This window comes from Massilia sp. Root351, from assembly GCF_001425045.1.
Classification (GTDB): domain Bacteria; phylum Pseudomonadota; class Gammaproteobacteria; order Burkholderiales; family Burkholderiaceae_D; genus Rugamonas.
The window spans coordinates 548,207-566,270 of record NZ_LMDJ01000023.1 but is presented as its reverse complement, the minus strand read 5'-3'; the positions used below and the strand labels follow the sequence as shown (position 1 = coordinate 566,270).

Below are 18,064 nucleotides of genomic sequence, written 5' to 3'. Positions count from 1 at the left end.
TCAGCCACGGATGTAGGTTTTCCACGCCAGCCACAGCTTGCGGATCGGCGTCAGCGAGATGCGCTGGGTCAGCACGTGGTAGCCGTCGTTCTCGATCTCGGTCAGCAAGGTGCGGTAGATGGCCGCCATCATCAGGCCGGGACGCTGCGCGCGGCGGTCTTCCTTCGGCAGCAGCGCGAACGCTTCGTCGTAAGCCTTGTGCGCGCGGGCGATCTGGAACTTCATCAGGTTCTCGAAGTTCTCGCTGTGGCGCGCGTTCAGCAGGTCGGCGGCGGTCACATTGAACTGCTGCAGCTCATTGACCGGCAGGTAGATGCGGCCTTTGCGCGCATCTTCGCCCACGTCGCGGATGATGTTGGTCAGCTGGAAAGCGTGGCCCAGCTTCTCGGCGAATTGCAAGGTTTGCGGATTGCTCACGCCAAATATGCTGGCCGACAGGATGCCCACCACGCTGGCCACGTGCCAGCAGTATTTGGACATGCCCACATAGTCCAGGTAGCGGGTCTGGTTCAGGTCCATCTCCATGCCGTCGATGATGGCCTGCATGTGTTCCTGCTTCAACTGATAGCTGGCCAGGTGCGGCTGCAGCGCCTGGGTCACCGGGTGCGTCTGCTTGCCTTCGTACATGCCGGAGATCTCCTTGCGCCACCACGCCAGCTTCACGCGCGCCACCGATTCGTCGGTGCATTCGTCCACGGTGTCGTCCACTTCCCGGCAGAACGCGTACAAGGCCATGATGGCGCGGCGCCGCTCCTGCGGCAGGAACAGGAAGCTGTAGTAGAAACTGGACCCGCTGGCGGCGGCTTTTTGCTGGCAGTATTCGTCTGGTGACATGGTCAAAAAAGCAAGGGTGAGGCGATCGAAGCCGCTATTCTAAGGGAAGCGCCGCGCCGGAGGGGCTTTTCATGGCGCGTTTCATCCGCGCTTTCATCCGCAGGCCACGCCAGATCACCTTCATCCAGTCCTTGCGGGTCAGTTTCGGGCGGCGGCGGAAGACGTCGTACTCGACTTCCTCGATCGACTCCAGGATGCGCAGGCCGCCTTGCACCACCATGCGCAGCTCAAGGCCGATGCGCCCGCGCAGGCGCACCGCCAGCGGCGCGCCGCTCAGCATCAGCGCGCGCGCGCGGGCCACCTCGAACTTCATCAGGGTGCGCCACTTGGCCGTGCCGCCCGGATGGTCCAGCGCCGCCGGGGACACGGCAAAGCGCGCCAGGTCTTCCATCGGCAGGTAGATGCGCTCCTTCTGCAGATCGATCGCCACGTCTTGTAAAAAATTGATAATCTGTAATGCTGAACAAATGGCGTCGGAGTCGCGCACGTTTTGTTCGTCGGCCTGGCCGTACAGCGACAGCATCAGCAGGCCAACCGGGTTGGCCGAGCGCGCGCAGTAGTCCAGCAGCGCGCCGTAGCTGGCGTAGCGCGTGACCGTCACGTCCTGTTTGAAGGCGGACAGCAGGTCGCGGAAGGGCTGCAGCGGCAAGTCGTATTGCGCGATGACGCCGGCCAGGCGCAGGAACATCGGGTCCAGGCCGGATTGCGCCTCCCCGCCGGCGGCAATGCGGTCCAGCGCCTGCTCATAGGCGGCGAGGGCGGCCAGGCGCTGCTCGGGCGTGGCGTCGCCCTCGTCGGCCAGGTCGTCGGCACTGCGGGCAAAGGCGTAAATGGCTTCCACCGCCGGCACCAGGCGGCGCGGCATGAGGACGGAAGCGACAGGGAAATTCTCGTAATGGTCTACAGACATATAGGGGTATTCAAGTAAATGACGCAAAAGTCATTTGCAAAGAGTGTGTCACGGCTTATAATTTTTAATTAACGGAAAGTCATTTACTTTCTGGCCGGAACCATCATAGTGGCAAAGTGCTATCGCCGCAATCCAAAGCAGCCCGCATAGTAAAGGAATTAATGTGTACTCCCTGAAAAAACCGCGTCCTTCCCCCGCCTTCGCCGCCACACTCTGCGGCGCCGCCGCTGCAGCCGTGCTGTTGGCCGGCTGCGGCAAGAAAGCCGAGAAGACCGAAGATATCCGCCCGGTGCGCGCGATTGTGCTGCAAAGCAGCGAGATCGGCGTGGACGCCGAGTTCTCCGGCGAGGTGCGGGCGCGCGTCGAGTCGCGCCTGGGCTTCCGCGTGCCGGGCAAGATCGTCAAGCGCAGCGTGGACGTGGGCTCGGTGGTGAAGAAGGGGCAGCAGCTGATGCAGCTGGACCCGCAGGACCTGAAACTGTCGCAGGCGCAGGCGCTGGCCTCGCTGCGGGCGGCGGAAACCTCGCGCGACTTCGCCAAGGCGGAACTGAAGCGTTACCAGGACCTGAAGGCGCAGAACTTCGTCGCCCAGACTATCCTGGACAGCAAGGACTCGGCCTACAAGGCAGCCCAGGCGAATGTGGACGCGGCCCAGGCGGCGTACCGTTCGCAGTCCAACCAGGCCGGCTATTCGGCGCTGGTGGCCGACATCGACGGCGTGGTGACGGCGGTCGACGCCGAAGCGGGCCAGGTGGTGGCGGCCGGCACGCCGGTGGTGCGCGTGGCCAAGGACGGCGACAAGGAAGTCGTCATCGGCATCCCGGAGGACAAGGTCGATGCGCTGAAGTCCATTTCGGACGTGCGCGTGCGGCTGTGGGCCAACCCGCAGCATACGGTGCCCGGCAAGATCCGCGAGATTTCGCCGGCGGCCGACCCGGCCACCCGTACTTATACGGTCAAGGTGACCATACCCGAGAGCCTGGCCGAAGCCAGGCTGGGCATGACGGCGGTGGTGGAGTTCGCCTCCAGGACCGCGCAGCCGCAAATCAAGGTGCCGCTGACGGCGCTGCATTATGAAAAAGCCACCACCTCGGTGTGGGTGGTTGAAAACGGCGCAGTCAAGCTGGTGCCGGTGACGCCCGGCGGCGTGGCCGGCAACGATATCGTGCTGGCGTCGGGCGTCAAGCCCGGCCAGACCATCGTCACGGCGGGCGTAAACGTGCTGAAGCCGGGCCAGAAGGTCAAGATCCTCGGCGAGGAACTGGCCAAGCCGGCCGCAGCCCAAGCCCCTGCCGGAGCCGCCAAATGAAGGACGGCTTCAACCTCTCACGCTGGGCGCTGGAACACATTCCGCTGACGCGCTACCTGATGGCGGTGCTGCTGCTGGGCGGCATGCTGGCCTACGCCAACCTGGGACAGGATGAAGACCCTCCCTTTACCTTCCGCGTGATGGTGGTGCGGGCCTTCTGGCCGGGCGCCACCGCGCTGCAGATGGCCGAGCAGGTCACGGACAAGCTGGAAAAGAAGCTGCAGGAAACGCCGCATGTCAATGAGATCAGCAGCTATTCCAAGCCGGGCGAAACGCTGATCCTGGTCGAGCTGCGCGAGTCGGCGCCGCCAGGCGAGACGGCCGAGTCCTGGTACCAGGTGCGCAAGAAGATCGGCGACATCAAGGGCACCTTGCCGCAAGGCGTGCAGGGCCCGTTCTTCAACGACGAATTCGGCGACACCTACGGTTCCATTTTCGCGCTGTCGGGCGACGGCTTCACCTACGCCGAAATGAAGGACTACGCGGACTTCGCGCGCCAGCAGCTGCTGGGCGTGTCGCAGGTGTCCAAGGTCGAGCTGTTCGGCGTGCAGGACGAGAAGATCAATATCGAGTTCTCGCACAAGAAGTTTGCCCAGCTGGGCATCCCGTTCGAGGCCATCGTCAACCAGATCGCCACGCAGAACAACGTGGAGTCCACCGGCGTGCTGGTGACGCCGACCGACAACCTGCAGGTGCGCGTGACCGGCGCCCTGAAGACCGTCAAGGACCTGGAGGAGCTGGAGCTGCGCGCCAACGGCACCACCTTCCGCCTGGGCGACTTCGCCACCATCAAGCGCGAGTACGAGGATCCGCCGCTGGAGAAGATGCGCTTCAACGGCAAGGAAGTGATCGGCCTGGGCGTGTCGATGCAGAAGGGCGGCAACATTATCAAGATGGGCGAGAGCATGGAGAAGGCCGTGGCCGAAATGAAGGCCAAGCTGCCGGTCGGTATCGAGCTCGAGCGCGTCTCGAACCAGCCGAGCGCCGTGAAGGCCTCGGTGGGCGAATTCGTCAACACGCTGATCGAGGCGGTGCTGATTGTGCTGGCGGTGAGCTTCGTGGCGCTCGGCATGCATACCAAGCCCAAGTTCCGCCTGGACGCGCGTCCCGGCCTGGTGGTGGCGCTGACCATTCCGCTGGTGCTGGCGGTGACCTTCCTGTTCATGCGCATGCTGTCGATCGACCTGCACAAGATTTCGCTGGGCGCGCTGATCATCGCCCTCGGCTTGCTGGTCGACGACGCCATCATCGCGGTGGAAATGATGGTGCGCAAAATGGAGGAGGGCTTCTCGCGCTTCGACGCCGCCACCTTCGCCTACACCTCCACCGCGCTGCCGATGCTGACCGGCACGCTGATCACGGTGGCCGGCTTCCTGCCGATCGGCCTGGCCAAGTCGGCGGCCGGCGAATACACCTTCACGCTGTTCTCGGTGAACGCGCTGGCGCTGATCATTTCGTGGTTCGTGGCGGTGATCTTCACGCCCTACATCGGCTACTTGCTGCTGAGGGTGCAGCCGCACAGCGACGGGCACCACGAGCTGTTCGATACGCCCGGCTACCGCAAGTTCCGCTCGGTGGTGAACTGGTGCGTGGAGTGGCGCAAGACCACCATCGGCGCCACGCTGGCCATCTTCTTCCTCGGCGTGTATGGCTTCGGATTTATCGAAAAGCAGTTCTTCCCGGATTCGAGCCGCCCCGAACTGATGGTGGAAATCTGGATGCCGGAAGGGACTTCGTTCGCCGCCAACGAGAAGCAGGTGAAGAAGTTCGAAGCGTTCATGCAAAAACAGGAGGGCGTAGTCAGCGTTACCAGCTATGTGGGCACCGGCAGCCCGCGCTTCTACCTGCCGCTGGACCAGATTTTCCCGCAGACGAACGTGTCGCAGTTCGTGGTGCTGCCGAAAGACCTGAAAACCCGCGAAGCGCTGCGCCAGAAGATCACCAAGGTATTCAAGGAGGACTTCCCCGAGGTGCGCGGCCGCGTCAAGCTGTTGCCGAACGGTCCGCCGGTGCCGTATCCGGTGCAGTTCCGCGTGATCGGCGGCGAAGTGGAGAAGGTGCGCATCATCGCCGACCAGGTGAAGGACATCATGCGCGCCAATCCGAACACGCTGGGCGTCAACGACAACTGGAACGAATCCGTGAAAGTGCTGCGCATGGACCTGGACCAGGACAAGATGCGCGCGCTGGGCGTCACATCGCAAACGGTGATGCGCGCGGCGAACACCATCCTGTCCGGCACCACGGTGGGCCAGTTCAGGGACGGCATCAAGCTGATCGACATCCAGGTGCGCCAGCCGCTCGAGGAGCGCAACACCATCTCGCGCCTGAACGACACCAATATCCCGACCGCCAACGGCAGGTCCGTCACCATCGGCCAGCTAGCGCGCGTGCATTTCGTGTGGGAGCCGGGCGTGGTGTGGCGCGAAGGACGCGAGTGGGCCATCACGGTGCAGTCGGACGTGGCCGAGGGCATCCAGGGCCCGACCGTCACCGGCCAGATCGACCCCAAGCTGGGCGAGCTGCGCAAGAACCTGCCGGCCGGCTACCGCATCGACGTCAAGGGCGCCGCGTCCGACAGCAGCGAGGCGGAAGCGTCGATCTCGGCCAACCTGCCGCTGGCGATCTTCATCATCTTCACCTTGCTGATGCTGCAGCTGCACAGCTTCTCGCGCGCGCTGCTGGTGTTCCTCACCGGGCCGCTGGGCGTGGCCGGCGCGGCTGCGGCCTTGCTGCTGCTGGGCCGTCCGCTGGGCTTCGTGGCCAACCTGGGCATCATCGCGCTGTTCGGCATGATCATCCGCAATTCGGTGATCCTGGTCGACCAGATCGAACAGGACATCAAGGGCGGGGCGGCGCCGTGGGACGCCATCGTGGAGTCGGCGGTGCGGCGCTGCCGCCCCATCATCCTGACGGCGGCCGCCGCCGCGCTGGCGATGATACCGTTGTCGCGCTCGGTATTCTGGGGGCCGATGGCGGTAGCCATCATGGGTGGCCTGATATTGGCCACGGCACTGACGTTGCTGTTCCTGCCGGCCCTGTACGCGGCCTGGTTCAGGGTCAAAAAGCCGGTGCAAACCTGACGCGGGAAGCTGAAATTGCAGAGGAATCAAGGCATTACACTTATAACGTTGTGTTTAGGTTAAAAAACCCTTCCGTACTCTGAAAAAAACAGTAAAATACCGCGTTGAAGTTGAAAGCCCCTGCTGCGGCGGGGTAAGGGCGAGCCGTTTTCAATGGACCTCAATTGAAAACGGGCCGCCCTTTGCTTTTGTACAAATACGCCGCGAGGATGGCGAAATTGGTAGACGCACCAGGTTTAGGTCCTGACGCCAGCAATGGTGTGGGGGTTCGAGTCCCCCTCCTCGCACCACAGTATTCTTTATATTTTTTGGACGATTTTTACATGGCAACTGCAGTCGAAACCCTGGGCAAACTCGAACGTCGTATCACGATCTCCTTCCCCCTGAGCGAAGTCCGCTCGGAAGTTGAGAAGCGCCTGAAAGTGCAAGCCAAATCGGCTAAGGCACCAGGCTTCCGTCCTGGCAAAGTGCCCATGAAAATGGTCGCGGCACAATACGGTTATCAGATCGAGACCGAAGTGCTGAACGATAAAGTCGGCCGCGCCTTCAATGACGCCGCCAACGCCGCCGAACTGCGCGTAGCTGGCTATCCGCGCATCGAACCAAAGAACGACGCACCAGAAGGCCAGCTGACCTTCGACGCAACGTTCGAAGTGTATCCGGAAGTCGTCATCGGCGACCTGTCCACCGTTGAAATCGAAACCGTGAAAGCCGACGTGTCGGACGCGGAAATCGACAAGACCATCGAAATCCTGCGCAAGCAGCGGGTGCACTTCCACACCAAGGGTGAAGCCGGTGAACACGGCGACGGCGGTGCGCCGATCGCCGCCAACGGCGACCGCGTGACCGTGGACTTCGTCGGCTCGATCGACGGCGTTGAGTTCCCCGGCGGCAAAGCTGAAGACTACGCATTCGTGCTGGGCGAAGGCCGCATGCTGCCGGAGTTCGAAGCCGCCACCGTGGGCCTGAAAGTGGGCGAAGCCAAGACCTTCGACCTGGCTTTCCCAGAGGACTACCATGGCAAGGACGTGGCCGGCAAGACCGCCCAGTTCACCATCACGCTGAAAAAGCTGGAATGGGCGCACCTGCCGGAAGTCGACGCTGAATTTGCCAAATCGCTGGGCGTCGCCGACGGCGACCTGGCCAAAATGCGCGAAGACATCAAGGTCAACCTGGAACGCGAAGTGACCGGCCGTGTGAAAGCACGCAACAAGGAAGCCGTGATGGATGCGCTGGTCAAGACCGCCACCCTGGACGTGCCGCAAGCCCTGATCGCCCAGGACACCGAGCGCCTGGCTGAAATGACGCGCCAGGACATGGCGCAGCGCGGCATGAACGTCAAGGACGTGCCGTTCCCACCGGAACTGTTCGCCGACAAGGCCGAGCGCCGCGTGCGCCTGGGCCTGATCCTGTCGCAGCTGGTCAACGAAAACAAGCTGCAAGCGCTGCCTGAGCAGGTCAAGGCGCAAGTGGAAGACTTCGCCCAAAGCTACGAAGACCCGCGCGAAGTGCTGAAGTACTACTACAGCGACCGTCGCCGCCTGGCTGAAGTCGAAGCCCTTGTATTGGAAGAAAACGTCGTTAACTTCGTTCTGGGCCTGTCGAAAACCACGTCGAAAGCTGTTGCCTTCGACGAGCTGATGGGAAGCAACGCGCAAGCGTAATCCAGCTTCAGAGAAGCTGCATCACAAGGAACAATGCATGATGAACCGTAATCCGGCACTCGACACTGAAATGCTCGGCCTGGTGCCGATGGTGATTGAACAAAGCGGCCGTGGCGAGCGCTCCTATGACATCTATTCGCGCCTGTTGAAGGAGCGTGTGATCTTCATGGTGGGCCCCGTCAATGACCAGATGGCCAATCTGATCGTGGCCCAGCTGCTGTTCCTGGAGAGCGAAAATCCGGACAAGGATATCTCGCTCTACATCAACTCTCCTGGTGGTTCGGTTTCGGCCGGCCTGGCGATTTTCGACACGATGCAGTTTATCAAGCCGGACGTCTCCACCCTGTGCACCGGCATGGCAGCGTCGATGGGCGCTTTCCTGCTGGCGGCGGGCGCGAAGGGCAAGCGCTTCTCGCTGCCGAACTCGCGCATCATGATTCACCAGCCTTCGGGCGGCTCGCAGGGCATGGCGTCGGACATCGAAATCCAGGCCAAGGAAATCCTGTACCTGCGCCATCGCCTGAACTCGATCATGGCCGAACGCACCGGCCAGACGGTGGAGCAGATCGCCAAGGATACCGACCGCGATCGTTTCCTGTCCGCCGAAGAGGCCACCGAATACGGCCTGATCGACAAAGTGTTGACCAGCCGCGGCTAATGCGTCCTCAGCGCTGAGAACTGAAAAAAGACGCCCGGACGCTACAACGTTCCGGGCGTTTCTTTTTTATTTCAGGTAGCATGTGCTATGTACGCTGTCGCACGTTTTGCCCAGGGCAAAACCTGCAAGGTGTACGCAGCACCAATCTTGCAACTACTTAAACAAGTCCCATGTCCGAGAAAAAATCCTCCAGCGGCGAAAAACTCCTCTACTGCTCGTTCTGCGGCAAGAGCCAGCACGAGGTCAAGAAGCTGATCGCCGGTCCGTCCGTCTTCATCTGCGACGAGTGCATCGACTTGTGCAACGACATCATCCGTGACGAGACGTCGAGCATCGAGTCGGTCACCGGCGCCAAGTCGGACCTGCCGACCCCGCACGAAATCAAGGAACTGCTGGACCAGTACGTCATCGGCCAGCAGACCGCCAAGCGCATCCTGTCGGTGGCCGTGTACAACCACTACAAGCGGCTGAAGCACTTGGGCAAGAAGGATGACATCGAGCTGGCCAAGAGCAACATCCTGCTGGTCGGCCCGACCGGCTCCGGCAAGACCCTGCTGGCCCAGACCCTGGCCCGCATGCTCAACGTGCCATTCGTGATCGCCGACGCCACCACCTTGACCGAGGCCGGCTACGTGGGCGAAGACGTCGAGAACATCATCCAGAAGCTGCTGCAGAGCTGCAACTACGATGTGGAAAAAGCCCAGCGCGGCATCGTCTACATCGACGAGATCGACAAGATCTCGCGCAAGTCGGACAACCCGTCCATCACCCGCGACGTGTCGGGCGAGGGCGTGCAGCAGGCGCTGCTGAAACTGATCGAAGGCACCATGGCCTCGGTGCCGCCGCAGGGCGGGCGCAAGCATCCGAACCAGGACTTCGTGCAGATCGACACCACCAACATCATGTTCATCTGCGGCGGCGCCTTCGACGGCCTGGCCAAGATCATCTCCAACCGTTCGGAGAAGAGCGGCATCGGCTTCTCGGCCACCGTCAAGAGCAAGGAGCAGCGCGCTGCCTCCGAGATCCTGATGGAAGCGGAACCGGAAGACCTGATCAAGTTCGGCCTGATCCCCGAACTGGTGGGCCGTCTGCCGGTGGTGGCCACGCTGGCCGAACTGACCGAAGAGGCGCTGATCCAGATCCTGGTGGAGCCGAAGAACGCGCTGGTCAAGCAGTATTCCAAGCTGCTGGACATGGAAGGCTCGGAACTGGAAATCCGCCCGGCCGCCTTGCACGCCATCGCCAAGAAGGCGCTGGCCCGCAAGACCGGCGCGCGCGGCCTGCGCTCCATCCTGGAACATGCGCTGCTCGACGTGATGTACGAGCTGCCGAATGAGCAGAATGTGAGCAAAGTGGTGATTGATGAAAATACGATCACCAGCGGCGCCAAGCCATTGCTGATTTATCAGGAAAGCCCAAAAGCTTCTGGTGAAAATTAAATAACGACTGCACACATGCGCAAAATTCGTTTTGCATCCATGGGGCAAGGCGGTACAATTTAAATCAATAAAAGAATGCAGGCTTCATTCGGAAAGCCACACGCGATGCCTGCGTCGCGCGTGGCTTTTTTATTTGAATTCTGCATATTTTTATAGCACGGCAGTATTTCCGAGCATTATTTGAAAGAAATATTATCTGCCGGGTCTTGTGATTTGGCATCTTTGCGCCAATATCTGCAACACGCTTTCACATAAGGTACGCCATGACAACTTCCAAATTAACTGAGCAAACTCAACTGCCGTTATTGCCGCTGCGGGACGTTGTAGTTTTCCCGCATATGGTGATACCGCTGTTTGTAGGTCGCCCCAAGTCGATCAAGGCGCTGGAAGCCGCGATGGAGCAGGGCAAGAGCATCATGCTCGCTGCCCAGAAAGCTGCCGCCAAGGACGAACCTTCCGCCTCCGACATCTATGAAATCGGTTGCGTGGCTAACATCCTGCAGATGCTGAAACTGCCGGACGGCACCGTCAAGGTGCTGGTCGAGGGCGCCCAGCGCGCCCGTATCCGCAAAATCACCGACGCGCCGACGCACTTCGTGGCCGATCTGACCCCGCTCGATTCCGAGATTGGCGACGATTCGGAAATCGAAGCGATGCGCCGCGCCATCGTCCAGCAGTTCGACCAGTACGTCAAACTGAACAAGAAAATCCCGCCCGAGATCCTGGCTTCGCTGTCCGGCATCGACGACGCCGGCCGCCTGGCCGACACCGTGGCCGCGCACCTGCCCCTCAAGCTCGAGCAGAAGCAAGTCATCCTGGAGATCTTCAACGTCGCCAAGCGCCTGGAGCACCTGCTCGGCCAGCTGGAAGGCGAGCTCGACATCCTGCAGGTGGAAAAGCGCATCCGTGGCCGCGTCAAGCGCCAGATGGAGAAGTCGCAGCGCGAGTACTACCTGAATGAGCAGGTCAAGGCGATCCAGAAAGAGCTGGGCGAGGGCGAGGACGGCGCCGACCTGGACGAGCTGGAAAAGAAAGTGGCCGCCGCCAAGATGCCGAAAGAGGCGCTGGACAAGGCCAACGCCGAGCTGAAAAAGCTCAAGCTGATGTCGCCGATGTCGGCCGAAGCGACCGTGGTGCGCAACTACATCGACACCCTGGTCGGCCTGCCGTGGAAGAAAAAATCCAAGGTCAACAACGACCTGGCGAACGCCGAGAAAGTGCTGGAAGGCGACCACTATGGCCTGGACAAGGTCAAGGAACGCATCCTGGAGTACCTCGCGGTGCAGCAGCGCGTCGACAAGCTGAAGGCGCCTATCCTGTGCTTCGTCGGGCCACCGGGCGTGGGCAAGACCTCGCTGGGCCAGTCGATCGCCCGCGCCACGAACCGTAAGTTCGTGCGCATGGCGCTGGGCGGCGTGCGCGACGAAGCCGAGATCCGCGGCCACCGCCGTACCTACATCGGCTCCATGCCGGGCAAGGTGCTGCAGTCGCTGGCCAAGGTCGGCGTGCGCAATCCGCTGTTCCTGCTGGACGAGATCGACAAGATGGGCGCGGACTTCCGCGGCGATCCGTCGTCGGCCCTGCTGGAGGTGCTGGACCCTGAACAGAACCACACGTTCTCGGACCACTACATCGAAGTGGACTTCGACCTGTCCGATGTGATGTTCGTGGCGACCTCGAACTCGTACAACATTCCGCCGGCCCTGCTGGACCGCATGGAAGTGATCCGCCTGTCGGGTTACACGGAAGACGAGAAGACCAATATCTCGCAGCGCTACCTGCTGCCCAAGCAGATCAAGAACAACGGTCTGAAGGAAGAAGAGATCTCGGTATCGGAAGCGGCGCTGCGCGACATCATCCGCTACTACACCCGCGAAGCCGGCGTGCGTTCGCTGGAACGGGAAGTGTCGAAGATCTGCCGCAAGGTGGTCAAGATGCTGCTGCTGAAGAAGACCGAGAAGAAGGTCGCCGTGACGCCGAAAAACCTGGACAAGTTCCTGGGCGTGCGCCGCTACGACTTCGGCGTGGCCGAGAAGGAGAACCAGGTTGGCCAGGTGGTCGGTCTGGCATGGACCGAGGTGGGCGGCGATCTGCTGACCATCGAAGCCGTGACCATGCCGGGCAAGGGCAACGTGATCCGCACCGGCACCCTGGGCGACGTGATGAAGGAATCGATCGAGGCGGCGCGCACCGTGGTGCGCAGCCGTTCGGCGCGGCTGGGCATCAAGCCCGAAGTGTTCGAGAAGAGCGACATCCACATCCACGTGCCGGAAGGCGCCACGCCGAAGGACGGTCCTTCGGCCGGTATCGCGATGACGACCGCCCTGGTTTCCGTGTTTACGGGTATCCCGGTGCGCGCCGACGTGGCGATGACGGGCGAGATCACGCTGCGCGGCGAAGTGCTGCCGATCGGCGGTCTGAAAGAGAAGCTGCTGGCGGCGCATCGCGGCGGCATCAAGACGGTGCTGATCCCCGAGCAGAACGTCAAGGACCTGGCTGAAATTCCGGACAACGTGAAGAACAAGCTGGAAATCGTGCCGGTGCGCTGGATCGACAAGGTGCTGGAAATCGCACTGGAGCGCCAGCCTGAGGCCATCGTGGAAACCCCTCCGGTAGAGGCGGTGGCCGCGGCGGCAGCCAAGGTGGACGGCCAGGGCGAAGTGGTCAAACACTAAGCCCCGGCTTGCATAAATTGTCCGTTTGACCATAAACAGGCGCCGAAATGGCGCCTGTTTCAATTTTTACTGTAGTTTTGTACTGTGTTTCCCTTGACACAAGGTTGCAACGGCTTGTTTAATACGGCCTGAGATTTTCTCTGCCGTATAAAAACGGTATAAACGATATAAACCTTTGTGACGGGGAAGCTTGTGAACAAGACTGAATTGATCGACCATATTGCCACTTCCGCTGACATCTCGAAAGCGGCTGCTGCGCGCGCACTGGATGCGGTGATCGATGGCGTAACTACCACTCTGGCCAAGAACGACAGCGTCACCCTGGTCGGCTTCGGCACTTTCTCCGTGAGCGAACGCGCCGCCCGTACCGGCCGCAATCCGCGCACGAAAGAAGAAATCGTGATCGATGCAGCCAAAGTTCCTAAATTTAAAGCTGGCAAAGCTTTGAAGGATGCTGTAAACTAACGGACTTCGGTGAGTTGCCAAGCTAGCTTGAAACTTGCCGAGCCGGTTTGATTGGGCGCTTAGCTCAGTTGGTAGAGCGGAGCCCTTACAAGGCTTAGGTCGGGAGTTCGAGCCTCTCAGCGCCCACCAGTCTAGCCGTGAAGTTGTACTAACAGTGATGCTGTACCTGTTTTTGCTGGAGCGGTAGTTCAGTTGGTTAGAATACCGGCCTGTCACGCCGGGGGTCGCGGGTTCGAGTCCCGTCCGCTCCGCCAGCAAATGCAAACAAATCCTGACCAGGAGCGGTAGTTCAGTTGGTTAGAATACCGGCCTGTCACGCCGGGGGTCGCGGGTTCGAGTCCCGTCCGCTCCGCCAAGAACATGAAAGCCCCTGCAGCTGCGAAGTTGCAGGGGCTTTTTCATTTTTGGCATGCTTGCCGTTTTCTCAAAACTGCGCCTTGCTATAGAGCGGCGCGGCGCTGTAAAATCGCGACGGAATATTTCCTCTCCTCAGAATGGCGGACCATGTTTGAATTTATACGCACGCATCAAAAGCTGATGCAGATTTTACTGGCGATCCTGATCGTGCCGTCGTTTGTGTTCGTCGGCGTGGCCGGCTACAACAATACCGGCGACGAGGCCAATGTCGTGGCCAAGGTCGGCGACCAGTCCATCACCCGGCAGGAATGGGAAGCCGCGCAGCGCAACCAGCTCGACAGCTTCCGCCAGCGTATGGGCGCCCAGTTCGACCAGAAGCTGTTCGACACCCCCGAGTTCAAGCAGAACGTGCTGGAGCGCCTGGTGGCCGACCGCGCGGTCGCCGCCGAGATGGTCCGCAGCCACCTGACCGTGGCCGACGCCGTGCTGCAGAAGCAGATCCTGGACACGCCGGGCCTGCGCAAGGATGACGGCAGCTTCGACATGGAGCGCTACAAGGCGCTGCTGGGCGCCCAAGGCCTGTCGCCGGCCGGCTACGAAGCGCAGCTGCGCCGCGACATGGCGCTGCAGCAGCTCGGCGGCGCCGTGCAAGGCACCGGCATCGTGCCGCGCGCCGTGGCCAAGCAGATTTCCGATTTCGGCGCCCAGGAGCGCGAAGTGCAGGAGCAGCTGTTCCCGGCCGCGCAATTCCTGCCGCAAGTCAAAGTCAGCGACGAGATGGTGAAAGCGTTCTACGACAAGAACAGCAAGCTGTTTGAAGTGCCCGAGCAGGCCAAGATCGAATACGTGGTGTTCAGCGCCGCCGCCGTGGCCGAGCAGGTCAGCGTGAGCGACGCCGAAGTCGCCGCCTACTACGAAGCCAACAAGGCCCGCTTTGCCAGCGCCGAGTCGCGCCGCGCCAGCCACATCCTGGTCACCGTGGGCAAGGACGCCAGCGCCGCCGACAAGGCAGCGGCCAAGGCCAAGGCTGAAGCCATCCTGGCCGAGGTGCAGAAGAACCCGGCGGACTTCGCCCGGATCGCCAAGGCCAAGTCGCAGGATCCGTCGTCGGCAGAGCAGGGCGGCGACCTGAACGAACTGGAAAAAGGTTCGCTGCCGAAGGCGCTGGAAGACAAGGCCTTCAGCATGAAGCAGGGCGAGATCGCCGGTCCGATCGAGACCGAGTTCGGCTACCACGTGGTCACTATCACGTCACTGAAGCCATCGACCACCAAGCCGCTGGACGAAGTGAAAGACACCATCGCCGCCGACCTGAAGAAGCAGAAGGCCGGCAAGCAGTACTCGGAAATGGCCGAAGCGTTCACCAACACCGTGTACGAGCAGTCCGACAGCCTCAAACCGGTGGCCGACAAGCTGAAGCTGAAAGTGGAAACGGCCGAGCATGTGACCCGCAATCCATCGCCGGCCCTGGGCGCCGCGCCGTTCAACCACGCCAAGTTCCTGACCGCGCTGTTCTCGGCCGATTCGCTGAAGAACAAGCGCAACACGGAAGCGGTTGAAGTGGCGCCGAGCACCCTGGTGGCGGGCCGCATCGTCGAATTCAAGCCAGCGGCCAAGCGCCCGCTGGCCGAAGTCGACGCCGCCATCCGCCAGCGCGTGACGGCCGAAGAAGCGGTCAAGCTGGCGCGCAAGGAAGGCGAGGCCAAGATGGCCGCCGCCAAGGCAGCCGGCAGCGCGGAAGGCTTCGGCCCGGCGCAGCTGGTGTCGCGCAGCGAAGGCAAGGGCCTGAGCCCGCAAGTGCTGGCTGAAGTCATGAAGGCCGACGCCAGCAAGCTGCCGGCCTACGTGGGCGTGGAAGTGCCGGGCGCAGGCTACGGCGTGTACCGCATCGGCAAAGTGCAGCAGCCGGCCACGCAGGACGCGGCACGCCGCAAGGCCGAGGAAGAGCAGATCACCGGCATCGTCGCCGAGCAGGAAATGGCGGCCTATGTCGAAGCGCTCAAGCAGAAGTCCAAGGTCAAGATCCTGGCCACGGCAGCGCCGGCCAAGACCGACGAAGCCAAGTAACACACCGCCAGCACAAATGCCGCCCCCGGGCGGCATTTTTCATTTCCTGACGTAAAATTGATCCGCGCGGCAAAATGGGGTCAGGGTTAATATTGCAAGAATAATTAACCCTGACCCCATTTTGGTTTACGGCAAGCCGTAGCGGGGCGGCTCAGGCGGGGTGGAGCTGGCGGGCGGCGGCGAGCAGGTCGGCGGGGGCGATGCCCGGCAGCGCCACTACTTCGGCGTCGGCGATGCGGGGGAAGTTGCGGTCGATGGAGCGCGTGTAGGCAGGGTCGTAGTGCTCGGCCAGCAGCGCGTCCACCAGCTCGGCCATGCGGCCTTCGCTGGCCAGGCCTTGCCAGTTGCGGATCTTATCATTGCCGTGCAGCGAGGCCAGGTAGCCCAGCTGCTCGTTGAGCGGGCCGGCGTCCTGCGTGTAGTGGGCGTAGTCTTCCATCAGCAGCTGCACGCGGTGCGGGCGCGACAGTTGCAGCGCGATGCAGCGCGCGGCGCGGATCTGCTCCATCAGCGCGCCCGGCACGCGCAGCGCGCCGACTTTCTTGCTTTCCGATTCGACGAAGACCGGCAGCGCCGGGTCGAAGCCTTGCAGGCGCTGCCAGATGGCCGTCTCGAAGGCTTTCTGCGTCGGCTGCGGCTGGCTGGGCAGGCCGCCCAGCACGGAGCCGCGGTGCGCCGCCAGCTGTTCCAGGTCCAGCACTTGCGCGCCGATCGATTCCAGCGCCTGCAACAGCCGGCTCTTGGCGCTGCCGGTGGTGCCGCACACCACGCGGAAGTCCAGCGCCGGCGGGTGCTCCAGCGCGCTGCTGACGAACTGGCGGAAGTCCTTGTAGCCGCCGTCGAGCTGCACCACCGGCCAGCCGATCTTGGCCATGATGTGGGCCAGCGAGCCGCTGCGGTTGCCGCCGCGCCAGCAGTAGACCAGCGGCCGCCAGTCGCGCGGCTTGTCCAGCCACAGCGCGTCGATGTGGGCGCTGATGTTGCGGGCAACCATGGCGGCGCCCATCTTGCGCGCCTCGAAAGAATTGACTTGCTTGTAGGTGGTGCCCACCTGGATGCGCTCCTCGTCGTTGAGCACCGGGCAGTTGATGGCGCCGGGCAGGTGGTCGAGGGCGTATTCGGACGGGCTGCGCGCGTCGATGATGGCATCGAATTCGCCGAGGCGGCCGGCGATGTCGGCAAAGCGCAGGATTTCGGGATATTTCATTTTGCTTTCAGGAGAGGCTGCAGGTGCGGCCAGATGTTGCCGAGGATGATGGGATGCGCGGCTGCCAGCGGGTGCAGGCGGTCCGGCTGGAACAGTTCGGTCTTGTCGGCCACGCCGTCAAGCATGAAGGGCGCCAGCGGCGCTTTCACTTCCTTGCTGAGCGCGCCGAACATGGCGAAGAATTTGTCGGCGTAGTCGCGGCCGTAGTTGGGCGGCATGCGCATCCCCACCAGCAGCACCTGGGCGCCGGCGCCACGCGCCTGCGCGACCATGGCGCGCAGATTGGCTTCGGCGGCGGCCACCGGCAGGCCGCGCAGGCCGTCGTTGGCGCCCAGTTCGATGACCACGATGGACGGCTGGTGCTTGCTCAGCAGCGCCGGCAGGCGGGTGCGGCCGCCGCTGGTGGTCTCGCCGCTGACGCTGGCGTTGACGATGCGCGCGTCGATTTTCTGCGCCTGCAGTTTCTGCTCGAGCAGCGACACCCAGCCTGCGCCGCGCGCCAGGCCGTACTCGGCTGACAGGCTGTCGCCCAGCACCAGCACGGTTTTTGGTGCAGAATAGGCGCTTGCGGCGGCGCTCAACAAGCACAGCGCCACCACCGGCAGCCACAGAACCTGACGTAATTTTTTCAAGAAGACCATGCCTGAATTCCCTAAAGCGTCCAGCAATTTCATTCCGGATTCGCCATCCATGCTGGACAGCGGCACTGTGCCGGCCAGCGCGGCCGGCCAGGCGGCCATCGTGGTGGCGGGCCTGAGCAAACGCGTGGCCGATGCCAGCGGCGAGCTGACCATCCTGCACAGCGTGGATTTTACCGTGCAAAAGGCCGAGACGCTTGCCATCGTTGGTGCGTCGGGCTCCGGCAAGTCCACCTTGCTGGGCCTGCTGGCCGGGCTGGACTCGCCCAGCACCGGCAGCGTGCACCTGGACGGCAGCAATATCTACGCGCTGGACGAGGATGGCCGCGCCGCCGTGCGCAAGGCCAAGCTGGGTTTTGTGTTCCAGTCCTTCCAGCTGCTGGCGCACCTGACGGCGCTGGAGAACGTGATGCTGCCGCTGGAGCTGGCCGGCGACGCCAGCGCCCGCGCCAAGGCCGAGGCCATGCTGGGCCGGGTGGGACTGTCCAGCCGCCTGAAGCATTATCCCAAGTATTTGTCCGGCGGCGAACAGCAGCGCGTGGCGCTGGCGCGCGCGTTTGTCGGCGAGCCGCCGCTGCTGTTTGCCGACGAGCCGACCGGTTCGCTGGACGCGGCCACAGGCGAAGCGGTGATCCAGCTGATGTTCGAACTGAACCGCGAGCACGGCTCCACCCTGGTGCTGGTGACGCACGACCCGTCCATCGCCGCCCGCTGCGGGCGCGTCATCACCATCGCCGCCGGGCGCATCGTCTAGCTCA

At 62.5% G+C, this 18,064-nt stretch carries 13 protein-coding genes and 4 tRNA genes; 13 read left to right on the top strand and 4 right to left on the bottom strand.

The genetic code is table 11. The features are described 5' to 3' along the window. Together hpnD and hpnC are read right to left on the bottom strand one after the other, a co-directional pair. A complete protein-coding gene (gene hpnD / locus ASD15_RS19510; protein ID WP_057156790.1) occupies positions 1-834 on the bottom strand; it encodes a presqualene diphosphate synthase HpnD in 834 nt (277 codons plus the stop codon). 34 nt (positions 835-868) lie between these two features. Continuing rightward, the gene (gene hpnC / locus ASD15_RS19505; RefSeq protein WP_057156652.1) at positions 869-1,744 is read right to left on the bottom strand and encodes a squalene synthase HpnC; all 876 of its coding nucleotides are present in this window, start codon (positions 1,742-1,744) and stop codon (positions 869-871) included. A gap of 163 nt (positions 1,745-1,907) precedes the next feature. Between hpnC and ASD15_RS19500 the strand changes: the two genes are divergently transcribed. From ASD15_RS19500 to ASD15_RS19445, 12 genes are all read left to right on the top strand, one after another. After that, on the top strand, positions 1,908-3,053 hold the full coding sequence (locus ASD15_RS19500) for an efflux RND transporter periplasmic adaptor subunit (protein ID WP_307188287.1): 1,146 nt from the start codon (positions 1,908-1,910) through the stop codon (positions 3,051-3,053). Further along, positions 3,050-6,136 (top strand): efflux RND transporter permease subunit, encoded by a 3,087-nt coding sequence (locus ASD15_RS19495; protein ID WP_057156651.1) that lies wholly within the window; start codon positions 3,050-3,052, stop codon positions 6,134-6,136. The genes ASD15_RS19500 and ASD15_RS19495 overlap by 4 nt, the downstream gene beginning before the upstream one ends. 203 nt (positions 6,137-6,339) lie before the next feature. Then, positions 6,340-6,426: transfer RNA gene (locus ASD15_RS19490), tRNA-Leu, on the top strand. Between the two features lie 33 nt (positions 6,427-6,459). Further along, complete coding sequence (gene tig / locus ASD15_RS19485) at positions 6,460-7,800, top strand: trigger factor (RefSeq protein ID WP_057156788.1); 1,341 nt, start codon at positions 6,460-6,462, stop codon at positions 7,798-7,800. A 40-nt stretch (positions 7,801-7,840) separates the two neighbouring features. Next, positions 7,841-8,458, top strand: coding sequence for an ATP-dependent Clp endopeptidase proteolytic subunit ClpP (gene clpP / locus ASD15_RS19480; RefSeq protein ID WP_057156787.1), 618 nt, complete (start codon positions 7,841-7,843; stop codon positions 8,456-8,458). A 170-nt stretch (positions 8,459-8,628) separates the two neighbouring features. Then, positions 8,629-9,897 (top strand): ATP-dependent Clp protease ATP-binding subunit ClpX, encoded by a 1,269-nt coding sequence (clpX, locus tag ASD15_RS19475; protein WP_057156650.1) that lies wholly within the window; start codon positions 8,629-8,631, stop codon positions 9,895-9,897. 263 nt (positions 9,898-10,160) lie between these two features. Then, positions 10,161-12,572 (top strand): endopeptidase La, encoded by a 2,412-nt coding sequence (gene lon / locus ASD15_RS19470; RefSeq protein ID WP_057156649.1) that lies wholly within the window; start codon positions 10,161-10,163, stop codon positions 12,570-12,572. A 177-nt stretch (positions 12,573-12,749) separates the two neighbouring features. After that, a complete protein-coding gene (locus ASD15_RS19465) occupies positions 12,750-13,037 on the top strand; it encodes an HU family DNA-binding protein (RefSeq protein WP_307188286.1) in 288 nt (95 codons plus the stop codon). Between the two features lie 53 nt (positions 13,038-13,090). Further along, positions 13,091-13,166 (top strand) — tRNA-Val (locus ASD15_RS19460). Between the two features lie 48 nt (positions 13,167-13,214). Next, positions 13,215-13,291: transfer RNA gene (locus ASD15_RS19455), tRNA-Asp, on the top strand. 24 nt (positions 13,292-13,315) lie between these two features. Continuing rightward, positions 13,316-13,392, top strand: a tRNA-Asp gene (locus ASD15_RS19450). A gap of 149 nt (positions 13,393-13,541) precedes the next feature. Next, positions 13,542-15,461, top strand: a complete 1,920-nt coding sequence (locus ASD15_RS19445; protein ID WP_082551960.1) for a SurA N-terminal domain-containing protein — start codon at positions 13,542-13,544, stop codon at positions 15,459-15,461. Positions 15,462-15,612: 151 nt separating this feature from the next. Here the strand turns inward: ASD15_RS19445 and mnmH are convergent, their stop codons facing one another. Next, positions 15,613-16,668 (bottom strand): tRNA 2-selenouridine(34) synthase MnmH, encoded by a 1,056-nt coding sequence (mnmH, locus tag ASD15_RS19440; RefSeq protein WP_057156648.1) that lies wholly within the window; start codon positions 16,666-16,668, stop codon positions 15,613-15,615. Next, positions 16,665-17,309, bottom strand: coding sequence for an arylesterase (locus ASD15_RS19435; protein WP_057156785.1), 645 nt, complete (start codon positions 17,307-17,309; stop codon positions 16,665-16,667). Before ASD15_RS19435 ends, mnmH begins: the two co-directional genes overlap by 4 nt. A 49-nt stretch (positions 17,310-17,358) precedes the next feature. Here ASD15_RS19435 and ASD15_RS19430 point away from each other — a divergent pair, with 49 nt between their 5' ends. Further along, positions 17,359-18,060, top strand: coding sequence for an ABC transporter ATP-binding protein (locus ASD15_RS19430; RefSeq protein ID WP_057156647.1), 702 nt, complete (start codon positions 17,359-17,361; stop codon positions 18,058-18,060). Positions 18,061-18,064 lie beyond the last annotated feature (4 nt).

Bases quoted from the DNA above. Each gene is read 5' to 3' on its own strand.
- ASD15_RS19430 (WP_057156647.1), top strand. From the start codon at position 17,359: ATGCTGGACAGCGGCACTGTGCCGGCCAGCGCGGCCGGCCAGGCGGCC.
- lon (WP_057156649.1), top strand. From the start codon at position 10,161: ATGACAACTTCCAAATTAACTGAGCAAACTCAACTGCCGTTATTGCCG.
- mnmH (WP_057156648.1), bottom strand. From the start codon at position 16,668: ATGAAATATCCCGAAATCCTGCGCTTTGCCGACATCGCCGGCCGCCTC.
- hpnD (WP_057156790.1), bottom strand. From the start codon at position 834: ATGTCACCAGACGAATACTGCCAGCAAAAAGCCGCCGCCAGCGGGTCC.
- ASD15_RS19445 (WP_082551960.1), top strand. From the start codon at position 13,542: ATGTTTGAATTTATACGCACGCATCAAAAGCTGATGCAGATTTTACTG.
- ASD15_RS19435 (WP_057156785.1), bottom strand. From the start codon at position 17,309: ATGGTCTTCTTGAAAAAATTACGTCAGGTTCTGTGGCTGCCGGTGGTG.
- clpX (WP_057156650.1), top strand. From the start codon at position 8,629: ATGTCCGAGAAAAAATCCTCCAGCGGCGAAAAACTCCTCTACTGCTCG.
- tig (WP_057156788.1), top strand. From the start codon at position 6,460: ATGGCAACTGCAGTCGAAACCCTGGGCAAACTCGAACGTCGTATCACG.
- hpnC (WP_057156652.1), bottom strand. From the start codon at position 1,744: ATGTCTGTAGACCATTACGAGAATTTCCCTGTCGCTTCCGTCCTCATG.
- clpP (WP_057156787.1), top strand. From the start codon at position 7,841: ATGAACCGTAATCCGGCACTCGACACTGAAATGCTCGGCCTGGTGCCG.
- ASD15_RS19495 (WP_057156651.1), top strand. From the start codon at position 3,050: ATGAAGGACGGCTTCAACCTCTCACGCTGGGCGCTGGAACACATTCCG.